The 24,121-nt window shown below is 31.6% G+C and carries 21 protein-coding genes; 7 read left to right on the top strand and 14 right to left on the bottom strand.

The annotated features are described in order from the left end of the window. Positions 1 to 12 precede the first annotated feature (12 nt). The 5 genes from XO11_RS07235 to XO11_RS07215 form a co-directional block, all read right to left on the bottom strand. Positions 13 to 1,689: an ABC transporter permease gene (locus tag XO11_RS07235; protein ID WP_014296955.1), complete on the bottom strand. Its 1,677-nt coding sequence runs from the start codon at positions 1,687 to 1,689 to the stop codon at positions 13 to 15. Between the two features lie 13 nt (positions 1,690 to 1,702). Further along, entirely contained in the window at positions 1,703 to 2,680 is a 978-nt protein-coding gene (locus XO11_RS07230; protein ID WP_014296954.1) for an ABC transporter permease, read from the bottom strand. Between the two features lie 117 nt (positions 2,681 to 2,797). Next, a complete protein-coding gene (locus XO11_RS07225; protein ID WP_014296953.1) occupies positions 2,798 to 4,540 on the bottom strand; it encodes an ABC transporter substrate-binding protein in 1,743 nt (580 codons plus the stop codon). A 20-nt stretch (positions 4,541 to 4,560) separates the two neighbouring features. Next, complete coding sequence (locus tag XO11_RS07220; protein ID WP_014296952.1) at positions 4,561 to 5,724, bottom strand: ABC transporter ATP-binding protein; 1,164 nt, start codon at positions 5,722 to 5,724, stop codon at positions 4,561 to 4,563. After that, positions 5,724 to 6,749: an ABC transporter ATP-binding protein gene (locus XO11_RS07215; protein ID WP_014296951.1), complete on the bottom strand. Its 1,026-nt coding sequence runs from the start codon at positions 6,747 to 6,749 to the stop codon at positions 5,724 to 5,726. Before XO11_RS07215 ends, XO11_RS07220 begins: the two co-directional genes overlap by 1 nt. A 126-nt stretch (positions 6,750 to 6,875) precedes the next feature. Here XO11_RS07215 and XO11_RS07210 point away from each other — a divergent pair, with 126 nt between their 5' ends. Further along, entirely contained in the window at positions 6,876 to 7,112 is a 237-nt protein-coding gene (locus XO11_RS07210) for a S4 domain-containing protein (protein ID WP_014296950.1), read from the top strand. Here the strand turns inward: XO11_RS07210 and XO11_RS10740 are convergent. Both XO11_RS10740 and XO11_RS07200 read right to left on the bottom strand, forming a co-directional pair. Beyond that, the gene (locus XO11_RS10740; protein WP_014296949.1) at positions 7,109 to 8,335 is read right to left on the bottom strand and encodes a replication-associated recombination protein A; all 1,227 of its coding nucleotides are present in this window, start codon (positions 8,333 to 8,335) and stop codon (positions 7,109 to 7,111) included. The two genes, XO11_RS07210 and XO11_RS10740, sit on opposite strands and share 4 nt — an antisense overlap. A gap of 17 nt (positions 8,336 to 8,352) precedes the next feature. Further along, positions 8,353 to 9,231 (bottom strand): DegV family protein, encoded by an 879-nt coding sequence (locus XO11_RS07200; RefSeq protein WP_075780664.1) that lies wholly within the window; start codon positions 9,229 to 9,231, stop codon positions 8,353 to 8,355. A gap of 113 nt (positions 9,232 to 9,344) precedes the next feature. Between XO11_RS07200 and XO11_RS07195 the strand changes: the two genes are divergently transcribed. The 6 genes from XO11_RS07195 to XO11_RS07170 all read left to right on the top strand — a co-directional run bounded on the left by XO11_RS07195 (position 9,345) and on the right by XO11_RS07170 (position 15,535). After that, positions 9,345 to 9,953 (top strand): CBS domain-containing protein, encoded by a 609-nt coding sequence (locus XO11_RS07195; RefSeq protein WP_014296947.1) that lies wholly within the window; start codon positions 9,345 to 9,347, stop codon positions 9,951 to 9,953. Between the two features lie 19 nt (positions 9,954 to 9,972). Further along, complete coding sequence (locus XO11_RS07190; protein WP_014296946.1) at positions 9,973 to 10,587, top strand: MBL fold metallo-hydrolase; 615 nt, start codon at positions 9,973 to 9,975, stop codon at positions 10,585 to 10,587. Positions 10,588 to 10,618: 31 nt separating this feature from the next. After that, entirely contained in the window at positions 10,619 to 12,076 is a 1,458-nt protein-coding gene (locus tag XO11_RS07185) for a glycogen synthase (RefSeq protein WP_014296945.1), read from the top strand. A 14-nt stretch (positions 12,077 to 12,090) separates the two neighbouring features. Then, on the top strand, positions 12,091 to 13,095 hold the full coding sequence (gene galT, locus XO11_RS07180; RefSeq protein ID WP_014296944.1) for a galactose-1-phosphate uridylyltransferase: 1,005 nt from the start codon (positions 12,091 to 12,093) through the stop codon (positions 13,093 to 13,095). Between the two features lie 5 nt (positions 13,096 to 13,100). Further along, on the top strand, positions 13,101 to 14,300 hold the full coding sequence (locus tag XO11_RS07175; RefSeq protein WP_175418421.1) for a hypothetical protein: 1,200 nt from the start codon (positions 13,101 to 13,103) through the stop codon (positions 14,298 to 14,300). Between the two features lie 68 nt (positions 14,301 to 14,368). Next, complete coding sequence (locus tag XO11_RS07170; protein ID WP_014296942.1) at positions 14,369 to 15,535, top strand: MalY/PatB family protein; 1,167 nt, start codon at positions 14,369 to 14,371, stop codon at positions 15,533 to 15,535. A gap of 20 nt (positions 15,536 to 15,555) precedes the next feature. Here XO11_RS07170 and XO11_RS07165 read toward each other — a convergent pair whose 3' ends face one another. The 7 genes from XO11_RS07165 to ade all read right to left on the bottom strand — a co-directional run bounded on the left by XO11_RS07165 (position 15,556) and on the right by ade (position 24,103). Then, a complete protein-coding gene (locus tag XO11_RS07165; RefSeq protein WP_014296941.1) occupies positions 15,556 to 16,830 on the bottom strand; it encodes an SLC13 family permease in 1,275 nt (424 codons plus the stop codon). A 153-nt stretch (positions 16,831 to 16,983) separates the two neighbouring features. Beyond that, positions 16,984 to 17,484, bottom strand: a complete 501-nt coding sequence (locus XO11_RS07160; protein WP_075780660.1) for a biotin transporter BioY — start codon at positions 17,482 to 17,484, stop codon at positions 16,984 to 16,986. A 30-nt stretch (positions 17,485 to 17,514) separates the two neighbouring features. After that, positions 17,515 to 18,438, bottom strand: coding sequence for an ABC transporter permease (locus XO11_RS07155; protein WP_014296939.1), 924 nt, complete (start codon positions 18,436 to 18,438; stop codon positions 17,515 to 17,517). Then, positions 18,435 to 19,580 carry an ABC transporter permease gene (locus tag XO11_RS07150; RefSeq protein WP_198029609.1) on the bottom strand — a complete coding sequence of 382 codons (1,146 nt, stop codon included), beginning with the start codon at positions 19,578 to 19,580 and terminating at the stop codon, positions 18,435 to 18,437. Before XO11_RS07150 ends, XO11_RS07155 begins: the two co-directional genes overlap by 4 nt. Before the next feature lie 5 nt (positions 19,581 to 19,585). Then, positions 19,586 to 21,136: an ABC transporter ATP-binding protein gene (locus tag XO11_RS07145; RefSeq protein WP_014296937.1), complete on the bottom strand. Its 1,551-nt coding sequence runs from the start codon at positions 21,134 to 21,136 to the stop codon at positions 19,586 to 19,588. Positions 21,137 to 21,229: 93 nt separating this feature from the next. After that, entirely contained in the window at positions 21,230 to 22,309 is a 1,080-nt protein-coding gene (locus XO11_RS07140) for a BMP family ABC transporter substrate-binding protein (protein ID WP_014296936.1), read from the bottom strand. A gap of 72 nt (positions 22,310 to 22,381) precedes the next feature. After that, positions 22,382 to 24,103 carry an adenine deaminase gene (gene ade / locus XO11_RS07135; protein ID WP_014296935.1) on the bottom strand — a complete coding sequence of 574 codons (1,722 nt, stop codon included), beginning with the start codon at positions 24,101 to 24,103 and terminating at the stop codon, positions 22,382 to 22,384. Between the last annotated feature and the right edge of the window lie 18 nt (positions 24,104 to 24,121).

Genomic DNA, 24,121 nt, shown 5'->3' with positions numbered 1-24,121 from the left:
TATAACTAAATATTAATGTCCTAATGCTCTTGGATCAAGTGCGTCTCTTATAGCATCACCAAAGAGGTTAAATGCAAGAACTGTTATAAAGATAAATAAACCTGGCAATAACAACCATGGATAATTAGTTAATGCTGTAATATTTTGTGCCTGAGCTAACATTAATCCCCAACTTGCAGAGGGTTCCCTGATACCCAAACCAAGGAAACTAAGACCTGCTTCACCAAGAATATAACCTGGTATGGATAATGTAGCTGAAACTATAACATATGTAGCAGTATTTGGCAATAAATGTTTCCAGATAATTCTACCTGATGGATATCCCAATGCTACAGCTGCCTGAATAAATTCTGTTTCTTTTAAACCAAGAGTCATACCTCTGATAACCCTTGTCATTCCTGGCCAACCTATAAATGAAAGTATTACTATAATAAGAATATACTTTATAGCTGGTGAAAGTTCTGATGGCAATATTGCACTCAATGAAACAAGCAAATAGAAACTTGGAATTGACATAAGTATTTCTGTAAATCTCATTAACACTTCATCAATCCATCCACCAAAGTAACCTGCAACACCACCAAGGAATAACCCTATAGTAAATGTAATAGCAATACCTAAAAGACCTATTGTTAATGAAACCCTACTTCCAAATACCAATCTACTAATCATATCTCTTCCAAATTTATCTGCACCCCAGAGATAAATAATTCCATCTTTTGTTGCATAATCTTCTGCAAAATATGGTAATTTACTTTTTTCAACTCCAAATAAATGAAGATCCATTGGAATTAAACCAAGCCATTTATATTCCCAACCATGTGTAAAGAATTTAATGTTAAATGTTTTTAATTTTACTTTTTCTAAGTTTTCTGGATAATATTCATAAAAATCTTCTTCTGTTTCAACTGAGATTGTATCAAGTAAAACATATTTTTTAAATTCTGTAATATCTTCTTTCTTTAAATTATATCTATCAAGATTTCTTTTTGTTTTTGGGTTTTCTTCAAAATAAAATACCTTACTGAGATTACTGTTTTCTTCACTTAAAAGAACCTTATCTCCTTTTAATAACGGAATTTGATCTGTAGAAATATATCCATTTTCATCTGCTTCAACAGTTTTTCCTGCAATTCCTAATTCTTCAAAGGTTACTAAAGGTTCTTCTTTTATTTGAGAATCAATTTTGTATTCTTTTCCATTTTTATCAACAGCATATGTTTCATATTTTAAAACGAAAAGATAATTTGTTACTGTTGATTCGAAATCTGGATTATATTCCTGAAGGCTTAATTCTGTTTCCTTTTCTGTATCAAAATTTAAATCATCATATGCAACAAATCTATCAAAATATGTTGCTGGATTATATGTACTCTGAAATGTAACTGGATCCTTTACCCTCTTATATAAATATACATGAGGTCCTGTAGATTTTCCTGTTACATCCTTCCAGAATACCTTCATTGGAGGAGCAAACTTATATTGTATATGCTGTACCCTATAATCCATTGGAGATAAGAAATCTGCAAACAATGCAAAAATATAGAATATAATCAAAATCCACATTGAAACCATACCAAATTTATGTCTTTTTAAAGCTCTCCATATTAACTGAGGGGTGGACAAAAATTGTTTCTCAAAAACGTCCTGATTTTCCTGATTGTTTTTTATTTCTTTATTTTCAGCCATTATCTTCCCTCCGTTATCCTAATCTTAATCTTACTCTTGGGTCAACAGCAGCGAGTAAGATATCAGCAATTAAGTTACCTATAACCAACAATACAGAAGCTAACATAATATCAGCCATAATAACAAACATATCCTGTTGCATGAGAGCTTCAATAATTAATTGCCCCATACCTGGCCATCCAAATACGTTTTCTGTTAAAACAGCTCCACCTAAAAGACCGGAAATTGCAAAACCCAATGATGTAACTATTGGATTTATAGCATTTCTCAAAGCATGTTTATAAATAACAACCTTTTCTGGCATACCTTTTGCTCTTGCAAATTCAACATAATCCTGTTTTAATTCATCAAGCAACTGACCTCTCATAACCCTCATTGTACCAGCTAAACCTGAAGTACCAAGAGTAATCATAGGTCCTAATACGTGCCATACATGGTCTAAAAATTTCTTCCATGCTGGGAATGTATCGTAATCTAATGAGATATATCCACCAACAGGGAATATCTTTCCACCTGTCTTTGCTGCAAAATAGAGGAACAATAATGCAAAGAAGAAGTTAGGTATAGATAATCCTATGAAACCTATAACCCCTATAATCTGGTCACCAATACTATACTGGTGTAACGCCGCATATATACCCAGCGGGATACCTATCCCCCAGGTAAAAATGAATGTAGTGATACTGAGTAATAATGTTGCTCCTGCTCTTCTCCAGATTAAATCCCAAACAGGAACCTGATAGGTAAATGAATCTCCCCATTCACCTTGAAGAATATTCTTCAACCATAATAGGTATTGTACAACAGGGGATTTATCAAGACCAAATTTTCTTTCAAGGTTCTTTACCTGTTCAGGGTTAACTGCCGGATTCATTCTATAAGAATCCAAAAAGTCACCTGGAGCAAGTGAAATAATCATAAAAGAAAAAATGGAAACTCCAAGAAGTACAGGAATGGCTAATATAAGCCTCCTTAAAATATACTTTAACATTAAAACTGACCTCCTTATGGAATGAATTTAAAAGGGAGTGGAGAAATCTCCACATTCCCCCACTCCCAATTGAAATTAAAAAGATAATAATAAATTAATTAAACATAAAATTATGTATTATTGATCTTTCCAGATGTTCCATGCTGACCATAATACACCAGCTGCTGGATTTGGTTCTGGATTGTAGATATGAACTGTGTTCTTGTATGCTACTAAGTAGTTCTGTGCAACTGTGTATACTAAAATCTGATGTTCTGCTACTAACATCTGGAATTCGTTGAATAAGTCTCTAAGTTCTTTTTCATCAACTGCTCCAACCTGAGCTCTCATAATTTCGTCAATTCTCTTTTCGTAATCTGGTACCCAGTAATCTGCTTTTAATTCTTCGTCAAACATATCTGGTTTTACTTCTGGTGAGTAGTTCCAGAAATGTAATCCACCATCTAATTTCCATACGTTCCATCCTGATGCTGGATCTACAGAACCTGTTAAACCAATAATAATTGCTTCCCAATCTCCTGTTGATACCAATTTACCAACAAGTGCATTGAATTGCATTGGTGCAAAGTTAACTTCAATTCCTAATTTCTTTAAGTTTTCTGCTAAGATGTTTCCAATTTCTTCACGAACGTTGTTACCTGCGTTTGTTGTTAATTCAAATTTAACTGGATTTCCATCTGCATCGTATAATTTTCCGCCTTTTAATACAAATCCGCCTTTTTTAAGTTCTCTCTTAGCTCTTGCTAATGAGTATCTGTATCCTAATTCTTCAACTTCTGGATTATAGTATCCTGATGATGGTGATACAGGACCGTATAATGCAGCACCTAATCCATTGTAAAGAACATCGATTAATGTTTGTTTATCAATTGCGTATGCAATAGCTTTTCTGAAGTGGTCATTTCTGAACCATTTTCTCTTAACTGGATCTTTTGCATTGAAGTTGAATGTTACAAAGTTTGAACCTAAGTTTGGTCCACCCTGTCTTACTATCCAACCTTTTTCGTCAGCCATTGCCCTGATTTCTGGGAATTCTTCTGCTGTTGGTGAATAGATATCTGTTTCTCCAGCTTCGAACTTAAGTCTTGCTGTGTTTAAGTCTTTAACAACAATATAAATGATTTTATCTAAATATGGTAATTGTACACCATTTTTATCTTTTCTATAGTAATATGGGTTCTTTTCTAATACAACTCTAACGCCTTCTTTGTATTCTTTTAATACAAATGGACCAGAACCTACAACTTTATCTATTTCTTTTAATGACCATGCTTCTGAGAATTTACCTGCTTTGTAATATGGTTCTAATACGTGTTTTGGTAAGATTTCTGCCCATCCTATTGATTGATGACCTCTTCTGAATTTTGAGTTGTAAATGAATTTTACTGTGTAGTCATCAACTTTTTTAATAGTTGGTAATTCATCATTAGCATCAAGGTATCCACCATTTCCGTTTGCTGTCATGTTTGGATCGAACCAAATTTTTTCAAATGACCAGATAACATCGTCAATTGTTAATGGTTCGCCATCTGACCATTTTAAACCTTTTCTCAATACGTAAGTATATACTGTTTTTCCGTCTGCTGTAACTTCAGCTGAAAATTCCTTTGCTAAACCTGGTAATTCTGGCAAACCTTTGTTTGAAGAATGTACCAATGTGTCTAATACCCATCCAATAATTTCTGTTGAAGATGTTTCCTGTGCCCATGCTGGGTTCATAGTTTTTGGACCTGATGTTGTACTTAAGAAAAGTGTTCCCCCTGGTTTTCCAGCAACATCTTCAATAGCCCAATCTACTTCATCTGCAAACACAGCTAATGCTGTAACAAGAACAAACAACAATACTAATAACTTCTTCATGCTACTCCCTCCCTTGATTTTCATGATTTTGCTTCATACTTATAACAACTTACAAAATGATTATTACCTACTTTATAATAAGGTGGATATTTCTTTGAACATGGTTCAAATGCATATTTACATCTTGGTGAGAAGAAACATCCGCTTGGTCTATTAATTGGAGATGGAACCTGTCCCTGTATAATAAATTGTTTTCTGTCTCTTCTCTTTTTAGGATCCGGTACAGGAGCTGCATTTAATAAAGCTTCTGTATATGGATGTTTATAATGGTCAAATATTTCATCAGAATCGCCATATTCAACCATTCTTCCAAGATACATAATACCAACATAATTTGAAATGAATCTTACAACACCTAAGTCGTGTGAAATGAAGAGATATCCAGCTTCTAATTCCTTCTGTAAATCTTTTAATAATTTGATTATCTGTGCCTGAACAGAAACGTCAAGAGCTGAAGTTGGCTCGTCAAGAATGATTAAATCTGGTTTTAAAATAGCTGCCCTTGCAACAGCAATTCTCTGTCTTTGTCCTCCAGAGAACTGATGTGGATATCTATCAACATGGTATTTTTTTAATCCAACGTTTACAAGTATTTCTCTAACTATATCATACGCTTCATTTTTGTTTTTTGCAATACCATGGAATAAAAGCGGTTCAGCAAGTATCTGTCCAACAGCCATTCTTGGGTTCAATGAGGATGTTGGATCCTGGAAAACAATCTGTACCTTTCTTCTAAAATGCATTCTTTTTTGCTTTAAATCTGAAAGCATGTAATTTATAAATCTTGCTTCACCATTTTTTATAATGTATTCAAAATACTTTCTTTTATAATCTGGAATTGATTTTAAGAATTCTGATTCTGATTTTTCCTTTATTCCTTCATGTAATACATCTATATAATGTTTTTGAAGATACTTTCTTGCTTCTGATCTTTTCATGAAGAAATAACTTGTATCTTCGTCATCAATAAAGATTTCACCATCTGTTTGATTATATAATCTTAAAATTGTTTTACCGATAGTGGTCTTACCACAACCAGATTCTCCAACAAGACCATATGTTTCATTTTTATCAAGAGTAAATGAAACATCATCAACTGCTTTTACATATCCTACAGTTTTTTCAACAATAAATCCGTGTTTTATAGGGAAATATTTTTTTAAATTATTAACTCTTAAAAGCATTATTTATCTCCTCCCATTTTTGCGTCCAATACAGGATTCCAACATCTTACAAAATGTCCTGGTTCAAGTTCGTTTAAATCTGGTTTTGCTTTTCTACATTTTTCCGTTGCCATTGGACATCTTGGCAAGAATGGACACAAATCTGGAGGATCGAGCATTATTGGCGGTTGCCCAGGAATTGGTTCCAATTCATCTTTTTTTGCGTCGTGTCTTGGAATACAATTAAGCAACATATTTGTATATGGATGTGTTGGCTTTTCAAAGATTGTATTTACATCGGCAACCTCCATCTGGTTACCACCATACATAACCATAACCTTATCTGCTATTTCAGCTACAACAGATAAGTCATGTGTAATATATATCATTGCTGTGTTAAATTCATTTTGAAGATCTTTCATTAACTCAAGTATTTGAGCCTGAATTGTAACATCAAGTGCTGTTGTAGGTTCATCTGCAATCAATAATTCGGGATTACATGATAAACCTATAGCAATAACGATTCTCTGTCTTTGCCCTCCAGAGAATTGAAATGGATAATCATCTATTCTTTTGTCTGCATTTGGAATTCCAACTTTTCTTAATAATTCTACAGCTCTTTTTCTTGCCTCTAATTCAGAAACATTCTGATGATACATAATAGTTTCGATCATTTGATCAGCAACAGTATACATCGGATTTAAGGATGTCATTGGATCCTGGAAGATCATAGCAATATGTCTTCCTCTAATGCGTGTAAATTGCTGTGGGGTAAGTTTGGTTAAATCAACATACTCTTTTTTACCGTCTTTACTGAATTCATCAGTTAAGAATAAAATTCTACCTTCTGGAATATAGCCTGGTTTTTTTATAAGTCCCATAATGGTCTTCATTGTAACACTTTTTCCTGAACCTGTTTCCCCAACAACTCCTAATGATTCGTTGGGATTTAAAGTAAAGGATACGCCGTTTACTGCTTTAACTGTTCCTTCAGCTATGTCGAAATATGTTTTTAAGTTTTCGACTATAAGAACTGGCTCTGACAACTCTATCACCTCATAATATATATTTTAAAATATTTTAATTATTTTTACACGCTAAATATATTATAATTATTTTAGTCTTTTATGTCAAGGAATTTTTTCAATTAATATATTTTTGGGGGTGTTTTTATGAGATTGGATAAATTTTTAAAGGTAAATAGAATTATCAAAAGAAGAACTGTAGCCAATGAATTGGCAAAGGCTGGTAAAATATTAAAAAATGAAAAAACATTAAAACCTTCGTACGAAGTAAAACCTGGTGACATAATCAGCATAATATTATACAACAAAAAAATAATTTTTAAAGTAACAGATAACTATAAAATCGAAATTATAAATGAAATTTTTAACGATAATAAAGATTAATAGTCTTTAATACCTTTCCATAACTTTTTTAATCTTTGAGCTATTTTCCCTTCAAAACCAATTTCTCTGGGATTAAAGAATTGTTTATTTTCCAATTTATCAGGAAGATACGTATCTTTTATAAAACCGCCAAAATCATGAGGATATTTATATTCTTTGCCATACCCTTTATTTTTCATAAATTTAGTTACTGGATTTCTCAATTTCAAAGGAATTTCAAATTTTTCATTTATTGCATTTTTAGCATTAAAATATGTCTTCATTACAGTATTGGATTTTGGCGCTGATGATAAATATAACGTTGCTTCTGTTAAAGGATATAAACATTCAGGATAGCCAATTTCTTTTGTAGCAATAAATGCTGAAACTGCTATATTTAATGCCATCGGATCCGCAAGTCCTATATCCTCACCTGCAAGAATCATTAATCTTCTTGCTATATATACAGGGTCCTCCCCATTTTCGAGCATATATGCAAGATAAAAAACCGCCGCATCAGGATCACTTCCACGAATGCTCTTTATAAAAGCTGAAATAGCATCATATTTATTTTCTTTTGAAAATCCCCTGTACGAAGAGTTTATTTTACTTAACGTTTCAGGGGTTATATTTTTTTCTCCTATGTCAATTAAAGCTTCTAATATATTTATCATTTGTCTTATATCATGACCAAATATCTCTTTAAGAATTTCTGGCAATTGTTCCGAATAGGTCATATTATATTTCTTCTTTATTTTTTCCAAAATATTTTTTATTTCTCCTGTATCTAACGGTTTTATTTCAAATAACAATACCCTCGAACGCAAAGCAGGATTTAAGGAAAAAGAAGGATTTTCTGTTGTAGAGCCTATTAAAACCACGTCTCCATTTTCCACATGCAATAATAATACATCCTGTTCTGCCTTATTTAAGCGATGAATTTCATCAACAAATAATACAATTTGTTTCTGGAAAAGGGGATTTTTTGTATTAATTATATTTTTTAATGTTTTTGCTCCTTCTAATGCTCCAGAAATTTTATGGATTTCGTATTTATTTTTATCCAGTTCATTTAAAAACGCAGAAACCACCGTGGTTTTCCCGCACCCCGGTGGTCCATATATAACAAACGACTTTAATTTATTTGTTTTTATCCATCTTTTTAAAATCTTTTTTAATTCATCATTTCCCTCTATCTCTTCCAGATTTTTTGGTCTTAATTCTTCGTATAAAGGCCTATTCACATTAAACCCCTTTCAAATTATTCAAGAACTAATGCAGCTATTCCAAACATATCCGGTCCAGAATGAACACCAATAGTGCTTGAAACTTTACCAACAAGAACTTCTATATTATTTTCCAAAGATTCAATCTTTTTTACAAAATCTTTTTGTAATTTTTCCAATTCTTTTGATGTTCCACTTATATAAACTGCCGCCATATGTTTTCTTCCATCTACAAATTTTAAAAATTCCTGATAAACTTTATCATATGAACGTTTTAATCCGCGAACCTTTGTAACAGTATAATATATTCCTTCATCACTATTGGAAATAATGGGTTTTATGTTTAACATTTCACCTATTTTGGCTGAAACCTTACCTATTCTTCCGCCTTTGGCAAGATATTTCAATGTTGGAATAACGAAGAATATCTTTGACTTAAATCTATACTCATCAGCCCACTTTGCAACTTCTTCAAATGATTTTCCTTCCTCAAATATCATTTGCGCCGCTCTATATGCAACCAAACCTCCACCAATAGAAATGTTTAATGTATCAATATTTACTATCTCCACATCTTCGTATTTTTGCATAATTTCATTTGAAACTAATCTAAATATATTAAACGTTCCACTCATACTCCCTGATAGATTAAATGTAATTATTCTTTTTTTACCGTTTCTTATTAATTCTTCAAATGTATTCCTTATAATATCAGGATTCGGAAGAGAAGTTTTCACATCCCCATTATCCATTCTTTCGTATAAAAATTCCTGAGAAAATTCACCTTCATTATATTCCTTACCATCGATGATAGTTCTTAAAGGAATGATTTTTATATCGTATTTCTCAACAATGTCTTTTGGAATACCGCAACCAGAATCAGCAACAATAGCTATTTTTTCTTTTTCACTCATTTTTAATTTCCTCCTTAAAATTACTGTATAAAAGTCGGCAATATCATTATAACATAAAAAACATATATTTTGGTGTATAATTATAATAAAAGAGTATTAAGGAGGATATAAGAATGTATGTCAAATTATGGATGAGGAATGATTTTAAAACATTAAATATTGATGATACCATTGATGATGCAATAAAACTTTTTTTCGAAAAAGATATTGATATAATACTTATTTTAAGAAAAAACGGGACTCTTTTTTCTTCAATTAGAAAGGAAGATATTGCTATTTTAAGAGAATATGATAGCGATGAATTTCTAATTAATGTTTTTGATCCTATTGAAGATTTTTTATATGAAGATGACTTAGTTGAAGACGTACTTCTTACAATGATGGAAACTAAATTCAAAGTTTTACCCGTTGTAGATTATGATATGAATCCTGTGGGATTATTTGGATTTGATGAGATAATCAGTGCAATGGTGAATATTACAGCATTAAATGAAGCTGGAACAAAAGTTATACTTACTCTCGACGATAAACCTGGACAATTAAAAAAAATAGTTGAAACTTTCAGCAATAATAATTTAAATATACTTTCCATGACTACATGTAAAATAAATAAAACCAGACGTATGATTTCTGTAAAACTATCTCTAAAGGATGTTAATGCTGTTTCTAATATACTTGATGATAATGATATAGAATATGATGGAATTTACGAAGAGGCTTAATATTTAAAGGAGGGAAAATATGAAATTCAGGATTATACTCGATGGTGGCTTGTTAACTATTACTGGAAGGGTACATGGAACATTTTCTTCTGTATTTTTACTCGAAGATGAAAATAGAAAGGTTTTAATAGACCCCGGCCATATCCATACAATCCAGGATATAGAAGAAAATTTAGATATTCCTCCAGAAGAAATTACTGATATAGTACTTACACATGTTCATCTTGATCATGCATATAATTCAATATTTTTCCCTAATGCAACAATAAGAATTCATGAAAATTATAAAGGAAAAAATTATCGAAACTTCGGTCCTTTAATTGGTCAGGCTTATCAACAAATGGTTGATTCCTGGGAAGGTCGCGTGGAAACTTTTAAAGGTGGCGAAAAACTTTTTAATGCCATTACCGTAATTTATACTCCTTACCACTCAAAAGAACATGTATCTTTATTTATAGAAAGTGAAAATTTCGGAAATCTCTTTTTGCCTGGAGATATATGTATGACAAAAATAGATTTTTATGATATTATGAGAAATTTGAGAACAGATAAAGTTGCAGAAATAGTAAAAGAATGGACGGAAAAGTCTGATTACGTAATATTCACTCATGATACACCATATAAGGTTAAATAATCTTTTTATTATTATATAAGGGGTGGGATATATGAATATTTCTTTTGTTTCATATGAGGTTGATCCTTTCGCGAAGGTTGGCGGACTTGCTGATGTTGCGGGAACATTGCCAAAATATATTAAGAAATATACAGACCAACTTAATATTATTATGCCATTTCATAAAGTTGCAGAAAAAAATATAAAAAGCAAAGGGTACCTTTTAGAAAAGGTTGCGGAAAATCTTTATCCTTTCAGTCATTCCTTTAAATATTCATTTTCTGTATTTAAATCCTTTCTTCCAGATACAGATATTCCTGTATATCTGATAAAAAATGAAGAATTATTTTCAACAGATGACGTATATGAATATCCTCATAAAGAACATCAAACAACGTATTTTTCTGACGCAGTAATTTCATTTATAAAAAATTATTTGCCAGAAACAAATCTACTTCATTTGAATGATTGGCAAACAGCGTTAATTCCTGTTTATTTAAAAACCAATTACCGCGATGATGATGTATTATCAAAAATAGCCACTGTTTTTACTATTCATAATTTAGGCTATCAGGGAATCTTTCCACCTGATATATTAAGTATTGCAGGTTTACCGGGCTATTTATACAATATCGATGCACTTGAATTTTTTGGTCAAATTAATTTTCTAAAGGGTGGAATACTTTTCAGCGATATAATTAATACAGTAAGTAAAACATATGCAGAAGAAATACAAACAGAAGAATACGGGTATAAATTAGATGGTGTATTAAAGGTTAGAAATAATGATTTGTACGGAATAATAAATGGTGTTGATTATGAAAAAATAAACCCTGAAACAGATAAAAATATTCCATATAATTTCAGTAAAGAAAATCTTGAAAATAAATACAAAAATAAATTATCACTTCAAAAGGAATTGGGATTACCAGAAAATAAAAATATTCCTGTAATAAGTTTTATAGGCCGTATAGTAGAACAAAAAGGCATAGATTTAATCGCCGACATACTCGATTATTTAACTCTTTTAGATGTTCAGGTAATAATTCTTGGAACAGGAGAAGAACGTTTTGAAAAACAATTAAAGGAATTTCAGAACAAATATAATAATAGATTGTCAATAAATATACGATTTGATATTAAATTAGCTCAATTAATATACGCTGGAAGCGATATGTTTTTAATGCCTTCAAGATATGAACCATGTGGCCTTGGACAGATGTACTCCATGAGATATGGTACAATACCCATTGTAAGATATACAGGTGGTCTGGCTGATACAGTAAAAGAATTTAATTGTGAAAAAAATATAGGCAACGGTTTTGGATTTTATAATTACCATTCTTCAGATTTATTGGTTGCAATTTTAAAAGCACTTAATATATATTATAGAAAACCTGAATGTTGGAAAAATGTTGTTTTAAACGCTATGAATAGTAACTTTTCATGGGATAAATCTGCTGAAGAATACATACATTTGTATAAAAGAGCTTTGGCTAAAAAAGTCTAGGGCAGGGAGGTTTTATGCCAGAATATAGAAAAGATCCTATAACAAACAGATGGGTGATAATATCTTCAGAACGTTCAAATCGCCCTATTCAAAAAATTGAAAGAAAAGAAATATCCGAAGAAATATTTTGCCCTTTTGATAAGGGAAATGAACATTTAACTCCACCAGAAATACTGGCATTTAAACCTGAAAATTCAAAACCCAATGATGAAAACTGGTGGATAAGAGTAGTTCCAAATAAATTCCCTGCTGTAATACCTGATATATCACCAAAATTCAAAAAAAATGGCATATATTATTCATTAGATGGATATGGTTATCATGAAGTAATAATTGAATCACAAAAACACCATCATAAAATATATAATATGTCCGAAAAAGAAGTTGAAGAAATTATATGGGCATATTTAATACGGTTCAACGAAATAAAAAAAGATAAAAAAATAAAATACATACAGATATTTAAAAATTATGGAAGCGATGCCGGAGCATCTTTAGAACATCCACATTCCCAATTAATTGCAACTCCTATAATTCCTATATACATAGAAGAAGAATTAAAAGGTGCAAAAAATTTTTACTCTTTAAAGAAAAAATGTATTTTTTGTTCTATAATTGAACAGGAAAAAATAGATAATATCAGAATAATCGAAGAAAACGAACACTTTATTGCATTTGAACCTTTTGCCCCACGATTTCCATATGAAACATGGATAATTCCCAAAGAACATTCATCTGATTTTGGAATTTTAAGAAAGTTCCCTGAAAAAGTTAAAAGCTTTGCTGAAATCTTGCAGCATACTGTTTATAATCTTTATTCTTTATTGGGAGACATTCCATATAATTATATGATACACACCTCTCCCTTTGATAATTTAAATAATAACTTTTATCACTGGCATCTTGAATTAATTCCACGCCTAACACATGCTGCAGGATTTGAATGGGGATCAGGTTTCTTTATAAACTCAATATCTCCTGAAGTTGCAGCAAAAAATCTAAAAAAACAGAGGAGGTAGATATCATGAAAAAACTTATATCTATTATATTGATCGGCATTTTAGCAACTTTATCCTTTGGGGAATTTTATGTTCAACCATATTTCAACACAGTATCTGAAAACGGACAGGATTATCTTTTATATTCTATTAATGGTGTTTTCGAAAATAATTCTTTTGGGCTTGGGTTGGGTCTTAATGCATATCAAAAAGAAATTGGTGGTTCATTATATTATGGAACTCCAAATATGGAAGAAACAGATAATATTTTATCAGGATTAACAATAAATTTATTAAAATTAAGAATTGGACCTTTATATTTCAGATATGGAATTTCATATCCTAAAACTGCAGGCTTGGGTATATTAATGTATAATTATACTAATAACTTCAAAAATGCTTTAGACTTAGGTTTTATAAGTGAAGATATAAAAGCAGAAGTTCATATGCCTTATTCATTGGATTCAATTATTCCTGTAAATTATAGTCAGAGCGGTTATTTATACTATGGAATATTAAAAACACATGTTGGCTTTATAAACCTTGAATTTTTTGGCGGTAAAACCATGGAAAAAGAAGATATAAAACCTTTAAGAGATGATGTCCTCGGTAGTGTAAGTGCATATCTCGGAGAAGGTATTTTAAAAATTGGTGGGGAAGCTGGTTATATCTCTTCTACAATTGACTCAACAACAGTTAATGGTTATGGCGCTGGTGCAGGAGGAATTTTAAATTTAGGTATAATAACATTAAAATCACTTCCTGTAGTTATACAGATGCCTTATTATAAATTGGGATTTGTAAATGTTGAATATGAAAATAACCTTGAAAATCCTGATACAGCTTACGACATTTTAAATTATGATACCATTAGATTTGGTGGAATTAATGAAATTGATATTCATCTTGGAAATATTATAAATGCAAATGGAAGATTACATTATGATTTAACAAAAACTTTTGAGGTTCAAAATCCTGAAATTACCGGCTCATTATATGCACAAATACCTTCTGAAGAATTTCCTCTAATTATTATTGGAAAATACTATAGACCTATGGAATCATTAGAAGATATTAATAATTGGTTAGATAAAAATACATCAGCCGAAATTTCTGTAGGTTATCCTGTATCAAACAATTTATTTATGTTATATACAAAATATTATGATTCATTTAATGACGAATTTAAAGATAAAATAGAATTTAGTGTAATAAATGAATTTTAATACTTTTATTTTACCGGGCAGAAAGCCCGGTAAAATCTTTTAATTTATAAAAAAATGGGGGGAAGAAAATGGAATTTGTTGAAAGAAAAAACACAAACTCTATTAAATGGGATTGGAAAGATTGGAAAACAGATTTATTCTTTGATAATGAAGTAATACCCATGTGGGTAGCGGACATGGATTTTAAAGCACCTGAAGAAGTAATAAAAGCTTTACAAAAAAGAATAGACCATGGCGTTTTTGGTTATACTTATGAACCAAAAAGTTTAAAAGAAAATATTATAAACTGGCTTGAATATAAACATTCCTGGAAAGTAAAAAAAGATTGGATTTTATCAGAACATGGCGTAATACCCTCTTTAAACTTTTCAATAATGTTATTCACCAAACCAAAAGATAATATATTAATTCAAACACCTGTATATCCACCTTTTATGAGTTCTGTAAAAAATAATAACAGAAATCTTTTAATAAATGAATTAGTATTGAAAAATAATAAATATGAAATAGACTTTGAAGATTTAGAAGAAAAACTTAAAAACTCAAAAATGTTTATTTTATGCAGTCCTCATAACCCCGTTGGTAGAGTATGGACAAAAGAAGAATTGGAAAAAATTGGAGAATTATGTATAAAACATGACGTATTAATAGTTTCCGATGAAATTCATGCTGATCTTGTATTTAAAAATTCAAAACATATACCAATTGCTTCACTTTCTGATGAAATTGCAGAAAGAACTATAACTTTAATGGCTCCAAGCAAAACATTTAATATTGCTGGTTTTCATTATTCTTTTGCAATTATAAAAAATGAAAAATTAAGAAACACATTTGAAGCATGGATTCAAAAAGCTGGTTTATATTTACAAAATATCTCAAGTCTCGTCGCAGCAGAAGCTGCATATAAACACGGAAAAGATTGGTTAAATGAAGTTATGGAATATATAGAAGAAAATTATAAATTTGTAAAGTCATACTTTGAAAAAAATATTCCACAGGTAAAAGTGATTGATTCTGATGGCACCTTCCTGGTTTGGCTGGATTTCAGAGAATTAAATATGAAACAGGATGATTTAAAAAGATTCCTGGAAAGAAAAGCGAAGGTAGGTTTTAATTCTGGCGATACCTTTGGTCCTGGTGGAGAAGGTTTTATGAGAATGAATATCGCAACATCCAGAGAAATTGTAGAAAGAGCCTGTAAGCAAATTGAATACGCCATTAATAAATTGAACTGAGGCCTCTAATGGCCTCAGTTTTACATATATAATAAATATCCTACATATATTAATCCAATTACCAGAGATATTAAAACTGGTATTATCTTCCATCGCATATATTCAATAAATCCAAACTTTCTTCCTAAATTCTTTTCAAGATAATTAACTGCAACCAGGTTTTGAACAGCTCCCAATGGGGTTAAACTGGTAGCAAAATTTGCTCCTATTGCAAAAGCCCACCATAACACAGGTGTAATACCCTGATTTACAAGTATTCTTATAACAGGTGCCAGAATTAATGCCGATGGTACATTATTTAAAATTGGAATTGTAATAACAGCTATTAAATAAAAAACACCTATAAGCAGTAATTGATTGGATTCAAGTGGAATAAACATATTCGCAATCTTTTCCGTAAATCCTATTTCTTCCAATGCATATGAAGTCATATACAAACCTGCAAAAAAGAATAGCATATCCCAATCTATATCCTTTGCAACATCTTCATATCCATTTGCAAATTTAAATACTAAAATAGAACCACCCAAAAGTGCTATAACAGCTAATTCTAAATGCAAAGTAGAATGCAAAATAAATAATATAATTACTATTATAAAATCTATTAATGAATAAATCATCATTTTTTTGTCAGTAATAGCTTTTCTTTCATCGATTTCATTTAATTTAGCTATATTTTTTAATGTTTTTTCGTCTACTCTCAAATGCTTTTTAAAATAAAACAATACTCCTATGAAAGCCAGAATAGATACAGGACCCATTTTTACAATAAAATCATTAAATGAATATCCACTAATTGAACCTATAACAAGGTTTAAAGGACTACCTATTAATGTTGCAGCTCCTCCAATATTATCCATTAAAATAGTTAGCATTATCAATGGTATAGGACTAATTTCAAGCATATCTGCTATTAAAAAAATCATAGGCGCCATAACAAGAATAGTAACTACATTATCTAAAAATGCTGATGTTAACGCTACTATTATCATCAACATTGTAATTGTTAAAAAGAATCGTTTTCCCCCAAGCTTTATAATCTTAATAGAAAAAAACTCAAAAAAACCAGACTTACTTAAAAAAGCTACTATCATCATCATACCTGTTAATAATCCCAATGTATCAATATCCACAACATGACTGAAGTTTTCTGCATCTAACCCTTCTACCAATCTTAATCCAGAAATCAATAAAGCCAGACTAAAAACTACCACAGGTTTGTTCTTTTTTCCAAAAATAATATACAGATACGCCAATCCAACTATTACCAGAACTAAAATACCGTTTATAGTCATTTTATCCCCCTTTCTTTAATAAAAGGCAAAAAACATTTATATCTTATTCCTCTAATATAATGAAAATCTTTCGAAAAGATTTAAATAAAAAGAAAAAAGTATTACAAATTAAAAATAGCCTCTTCTTTAATAGAAGAGGCTATTATACAAAGATTATTTTACAATTTCTATATTATATTTTTTTGTAAGTACATATGTATAATATCCAAGTACAACCTTGATAACATCAAAAACAATAAATGGTAAAACACCTATTTGAATTGCTTTAATTAAATTTATATCCAACCTCATCATTAATCCTATTACGCCTGATACATAAATTATTATCAAGGCTAAAATTCCTCTTAATATTCCTTCAAAAGGCAAAAATGCAACAACAGTAGCCAATAAGAATCCTATTATATATCCACCAGTTGGACCTAAGATTGTTGCTATCCCAGCATTAAATCCTGCAAATACAGGAAGCCCAAGCATACCAAGCATTACATAAATCAAAACAACCTTCCATGCATCTTTTTTTAAGAAATAAATAGAAAGTATAATTCCAAATACCTGCAGGGTAAACGGCACACCAAATGGCGTTGGAATTTTTATCCACGCAGTAACAATTAAAAATGCGGTAAATAATCCTAACAAAGAAAGTTTTTTACTCACCCCGAAAACCTCCTTTAATCTTTAATTAAATTAAAAGATTTTTTCCTTACTTTCTCTAACCTTATTCCATGCATAAAACGCCAATGCGCCAACAGTAATTAAAAATGGCATTGATTGCGTTACTTCATATGGAATATTTAAGAATTGCAAAGAGAATGAAAGAGCTTCTGAAAAACCAAACAATAATGAACCTAACGCTACACCATATGCAGAAGTTCCACCTAACGCCTGAGCAGCAAGGGCTATAAACCCTCTACCTGCTGTCATATCCCTTGCAAACCATGAAACATAACCCATGGATAAAAACACACCTGCTAAACTTGCTAATAAACCACTAATTACAAGGGCTGTATATTGTGTTTTAAATACAGAAATCCCAACAGAACGTGCAGCATCAGGTGATTCACCAACTGATCTAATCCTCAAACCAAGAGGTGTTTTATATAACATATACTGAACAAGGAATATCATTAATACCGCAACATACGTAAGTACATGATGCCCACTTAAAATATTTCCCAAAATAGGTATATCCTTTATTATAGGTATATCTATATTTGGTAAAACAAGCGATTTAACAGAAGCTGATGAACCCTTATCGCCTGTTAATAAATACAGTGCATACACAGTTCCACCACTTGCAAAAATATTTAAAGCAATTGCTGCCATTATTATATCTGTTTTTAATTTTAAAGAAAAATACGCAAGTATTGATGACATTACCCAACCTGTTATTAATGCACCTATTATAGATAACCATATATTCTGTGTAAATCCGCTGATTATTACTCCAACAAAAGCAGAAAATAGCATTGTACCTTCAAGAGCTATATTAGGCGTTCCTGCAAGCTCAGCTACTAATGCACCAAGAGCTGCCAATAATATCGGCGTTGTTACCCTGATTCCAGCTGATAAAAAATCCCACGATAATATAGAACTTAAAACTCCATTCATGCTGTTTCACCACCATTCGCAATGGCATTTTCTGATTTTTTTGCTTCTTTTTCTATAGCTTTTTGTCTCATTCCTGAAAGGAATGCTTCAGCAGTTACAAGTAAGATTATAGTTGCCTGTAAAATCGATACCATTTCCGGTGGTATATTTGTATATCTTCCCATTGTTTTTGCTCCTACCCTGATATAAGAAAGGAATAAAGCGGCTAGTGGTACATATAACGGGTTATTTCTTGCCAATGTGGCAATAATTATACCGTCCCATCCATATCCTGGAGAAAACAACCATAAAAATCTACCGTGATATCCAATTAACTCAATAATACCTGCTGTTCCTGCAATTGCACCACTTACAACATGAGCCTGGAACAATGTCTTTTGTGTGTCTATTCCTGAATAATATGCAAAGTTCTTATTGTTACCGATTAATCTTACCTTATAACCCCATGTTGTTTTTTTCATAATAAACCAGAAAAGTAAACTCATTGCAAGAGCTATTAATATACCTATATGCCATCTATATCTTGAATTTAAAAGGTATAACATAGCTGTTTCTTTAAATTTATAAGATACCAATTGACCTGCATTGGGATCTCTTAAAAATACTTTGATTATAAATAATCCCATATATAATGCAACATAATTAAGCATTAATGAAGTTACTATTTCAGATGCATTCCACTTTGCCTTTAAATAACCAGGTATTGCTGACCACCCAGCTCCTACCAATGAAGCAACAAGAATAACAACAATAGGATGTAGAATTGGTATCGCCGGAAAGTATATTGCTGCAAAACTTGCTATGGCAGCACCAAGGAATAATTGTCCCTCAGCACCTATATTAAATTGTTTCGCTGTAAATATCAACGAAACAGCAAGACCTGTAATCATTATAGGAACACTTTCATTAATCCATTGAATGAAACCTCTAAGATTAAATTGCCAGTGTCCTCTTCTCTGCCTTGCAACAGGAAGTGTCAAAAACTTTACAAATGCATCATTTGCATCTGTAATAGCAACCTTTAATTTCTCTGAAAATGCCATGTCTCCTTTTGGTATAGCAGAAAGAAGTATTAATACATACCCTAAAGCAAGAGCTATGAGTATTGCTATAATAGTTCTATAAACTTCATATCTTTTCATACCCTTCATGATTTATCACCCATTTCTTCTGCTGACATCTTTTTTATACCAAGCATATACTCACCAAGTATTGTTTCTGTAAGTTGTGATACATCATCAAATTTTGCCACTATTTCACCATGATACATAACCACTATTCTATCCGAAGTTTCAAGTAATTCTGTTAAATCTGCGGAAACAAGAAGAACACCCACACCGTTATCTCTTTCTTTTACAAGTCGTCTTCTTATAAAGTCTGCAGCTGCTATATCAATACCCCTTGTAGGTTGATCAGCTATAATAATCTTTGAATTTGCAGTAAATTCCCTTGCTACAACAACTTTCTGGATATTTCCTCCTGAAAGCATTTTTACAGCAGTTTTAGGGCCGTCTGTTCTAATATCAAACTCCTTTATCATTTTTTTTGCATTTTCTGTTATTGCTTTATACGATAATACTCCTCGTTTGGAAAATGGTTCTTTATAGAATCTGTCGCTTATAAGATTTTCCTCTATTGTATCCTCTTTTGAAGCTCCCCAAATCATTCTGTCTGCAGGTATAAAACTCATACCAGCTTTTCTAAATTCATGTGGATTATCGCTATCTTTCATATTTTTTCCGAAGACGAAGATTTCTCCATCTTCAGGTTTTTCCATACCGGTGATTATATCAACTAATTCTGTTTGACCGTTTCCTTCTACACCGGCTATACCAAGAATTTCACCTTCACGCAAAGCGAGAGATACACCTTTTAACATCTTTACTCCGTCATTTCTTGTAAAGTGAAGATTTTTCACTTCTAAAACAACATTTCCTGGTTGTGCAGGTTTCTTTTCTATATTCAAATCCACATCTCTACCAACCATCATTCTTGACATATCTTTTTCGGTTATATTCTTTACTTCTGCCTCTCCTACTGTTTTACCTCTTCTTAAAACAGTAATTCTATCAGCAATTTCCTTAACTTCATTTAATTTATGAGTAATGAAAATTACAGTTTTCCCGGCAGCAGTAAGATTCTTCAACGCTTTAAATAATTCCACAGTTTCCTGTGGAGTTAATACAGCTGTTGGCTCGTCAAGAATAATTAAATCTGCTCCACGAACGAGAGTTTTTATAATTTCAACCCTTTGTTTCATACCTACACTGATATCCTTTACCTTTTCATGCAAAGGTACAGGTAATCCATATTTGTTCATTTCCTTTTCAACAAATTCTGTAGCTTTTTTTAAATCTATTGAAAAACCTTTTGTGGGTTCCATTCCAAGAACTACATTTTCCACAACTGTCAAAGAAGGAACAAGCATAAAATGCTGATGAACCATACCAATTCCCAATTCAATGGCTTTATCTGCGGTATGATTCTCCAATTTTTCACCATTATAATATATTTCGCCTTCTGTGGCTCTTTCAAAACCAAATAATATCTTCATTAATGTACTTTTTCCTGCTCCATTTTCACCAAGCAATGCGTGAATTTCGCCTTTTTTAACCTTTAAATCTACTCCTTTATTTGCAGTAACTCCATTGGGATATACCTTCCATATATTTCTCATTTCAAGGACATATTCACTCATACCTCTCACCTTTCCTAAATGAAATTAAAAATTTAATAAAAGTGGGGCTACGCGTAGCCCCAGATTATAATTTATTATATGTCTTTTATGTTATTATGGTCTTACAGAATTTCTAATTTTGTTTAACTCTTCATTGCTCATTCCATATGCAGTTGGAACCTTTATATCTCCTCTGATAATTCCAAGTTCAATATCCTTTAATTTTATTAATATCCATGGATCTACAGACATAACCTGCTGGAAATACTTGTTATCGGCAAGTCCTACACCTTTTTCCTTTAATCCCCATGCTTCAGCCTTTCCGAAAGGTAATTTCCCTTCTATGAACATTTCTATTGATTTATATAAAGAATAATCTACGTTTTTAAGCATTGATGTTATTGTATGTTTTACTATATCCATATCTTTTTCTTCATATAATAATTGCATATCTGAGTCAACTCCAATTGCCCATCTGTCCATATCCTTTGCTGCTGCCAAAACGCCATTTCCTGTTTCACCTGCTACTGCAAATACAACATCTGCCCCCTGCCTGTACATGGACAATGTAAATTCTTTACCTTTTGCCGGATCATTCCATACACCTACATATGAAATTAATACTTTCATATCTGGATCAATATATTTTGCACCTTCAATATAACCTACTAAAAAGTCATTAATAACAGGTATATCCATACCGCCAAGAAAACCTATTATCTTTTTATCTGGTAATGAATATTTAAATTTATCTGATTTTGAAACCATTGCAGCCATTGCACCAGCTAAAAATGAACCTTCGTTCTGTTTATATGTGATGGAATATACATTATCAAGATTTCCCTGTGAATAATCTACTGCATCATCATAAATTATATATTTTTGATCAGGATACATTGGAGCTATTCTCTGTAATAATTCAACCATTTGCCATGTTCCAACAATAATTAAATCATATTCTCCAAGATCAGAAATATCTTCCAATGTAGGTTCCCATTCTGTTGGATTATAACTCATTTCAATAATCTTTGCTTCTACACCTAATTTTTCTTCTGCCCATTTTACTCCTCTTGCTGCTGAGTCAAAGAATGATTTGTCTCCAAGAGTACCATTAATTAACAACGCAACCTTTACCTTACCAAATAAGGTAATACCAAGCAATACAACCATTAAAATAACCAATAACTTTTTCATATATATCCCTCCCTTTCGGATTCTAAATTTAATTAAATTATATCATAAAGACTATTCACGGTAAAATTCAATTTAAACAAATAATTCCACGAACTTCTGTTTATTCACATCTACAAGACCTCTATCAGTAATTTTTAATTCTGGAATAACTGCTAATTGTATAAAGGATAATGTCATAAACACCTCTTTTATTCCTCCAAGTTTCTTTAATTGCTCTTCCTGATATTCCAATTCCTCAACAACTTCAAACAATTCTTTATCTGCCATAAGACCTGCTATTGGCAACGGAACACGAGATAATACCTTTCCATCTTTTACAACAACCATACCACCATTCATTCTTTCTATCTCTTTAGCTGCAATATACATATCCTCATCGTTCGTACCAATTATTCCAATATTATGAGAATCATGACCTACACTGGTTCCAACTGCACCGCTTTTTAATTTGAATCCTTTAACAAACCCTTTTGAAAATCCTGAACCTGTATGTCTTTCAAAAATAGCTATCTTAATTATATCTCTTTCAATATCAGAAACTACTACACCATTTTCTACCTTTGGTTCTACTATTAACTCTTTGGTTAAAAGCGAACCTTCAAACACTTCTATTACTCTCATTTTATTGCTTTCAGGTTTTACTTTCAAATCTTCCACTGAAAATTCTGGCAATATAACCTTTCCAAAACGTTTTGGAAGGTCATCATATAGCCCTTTCATTTCATCTACTAATTCTCCATCTTTCACAACCACTTTAGAATCCTTTATAACCATTCTAATATTGAGGTTTTCTAAATCATCAACAACTATCATATCAGCCTTATATCCCGGTGCTATTGCACCCATGCTTCTAAGATTAAAATATCTTGCTGTATTTATTGTTGCCATTCTTATTGCTATTATAGGATCTACACCCTTTTGAATACTTCTTCTTACAAGATAATCTATATCGCCTTCATGTAAAATATCCAACGGTTCCCTATCGTCTGTACAGAAGGAAAAATTGTGGTGATTCATAATATTTACAGCACCAATCAAATCATCGAGATTCTTTGCTGCTGTTCCTTCTCTTATAAACACATGCATGCCTTTACTTATCTTTTCCAAAGCTTCTGGCTCTGTAGAACACTCATGATCAGATCTAATAAATGCATCTATATACGCATTTAATGCTTTTCCTGTTACTCCTGGTGCATGCCCATCTATCTTTTTATATTTATGTCTTAAGATTTCTATCTTTGTCAATAATTCAGGATCTCTATTTAGCACACCAGGAAAGTTCATAACCTCACCAAGGGCAATTATTCTATTGGGATATGTATCCACAAATCCCACCATATCTTCTGGTCCTAATCTGGCTCCTGTTGTTTCCATATTGGTCGCCGGAACAGCAGAAGGTATTGCTATATAAACATTTAAAGGAATTCCTTCTGTGGATTTTATCATATATTCAAGACCATCTAATCCTAATACATTTGATATTTCATGCGGATCTGCTATTACCGTTGTTGTTCCTCTTAACAATACTGCTTTAGCAAATTGTCTTGGGGCTAACATTGAACTTTCAATGTGCAAATGAGCATTAATAAACCCTGGAAGTATATATTTTCCTTTAAGATCTATTATTTCCTTACCCTCATTATAATCCCCTATACCTGCTATTCTTTTTCTAAATAATGCAATGTTAGTTTCCTCTATTTCCCCCGTAAATACATTTACCAATTTCGCATTTTTTATCAATACATCTGGCATTTCCTCTCCCAATGCCACAGGAATAATATCCTTTATTTTCATCTATTTTCCCCCCTATAT

The sequence above is a fragment of the Marinitoga sp. 1138 genome, assembly GCF_013363265.1.
Taxonomy (GTDB): domain Bacteria; phylum Thermotogota; class Thermotogae; order Petrotogales; family Petrotogaceae; genus Marinitoga; species Marinitoga piezophila.
This window is presented reverse-complemented; position numbering and strand designations above follow the sequence as displayed.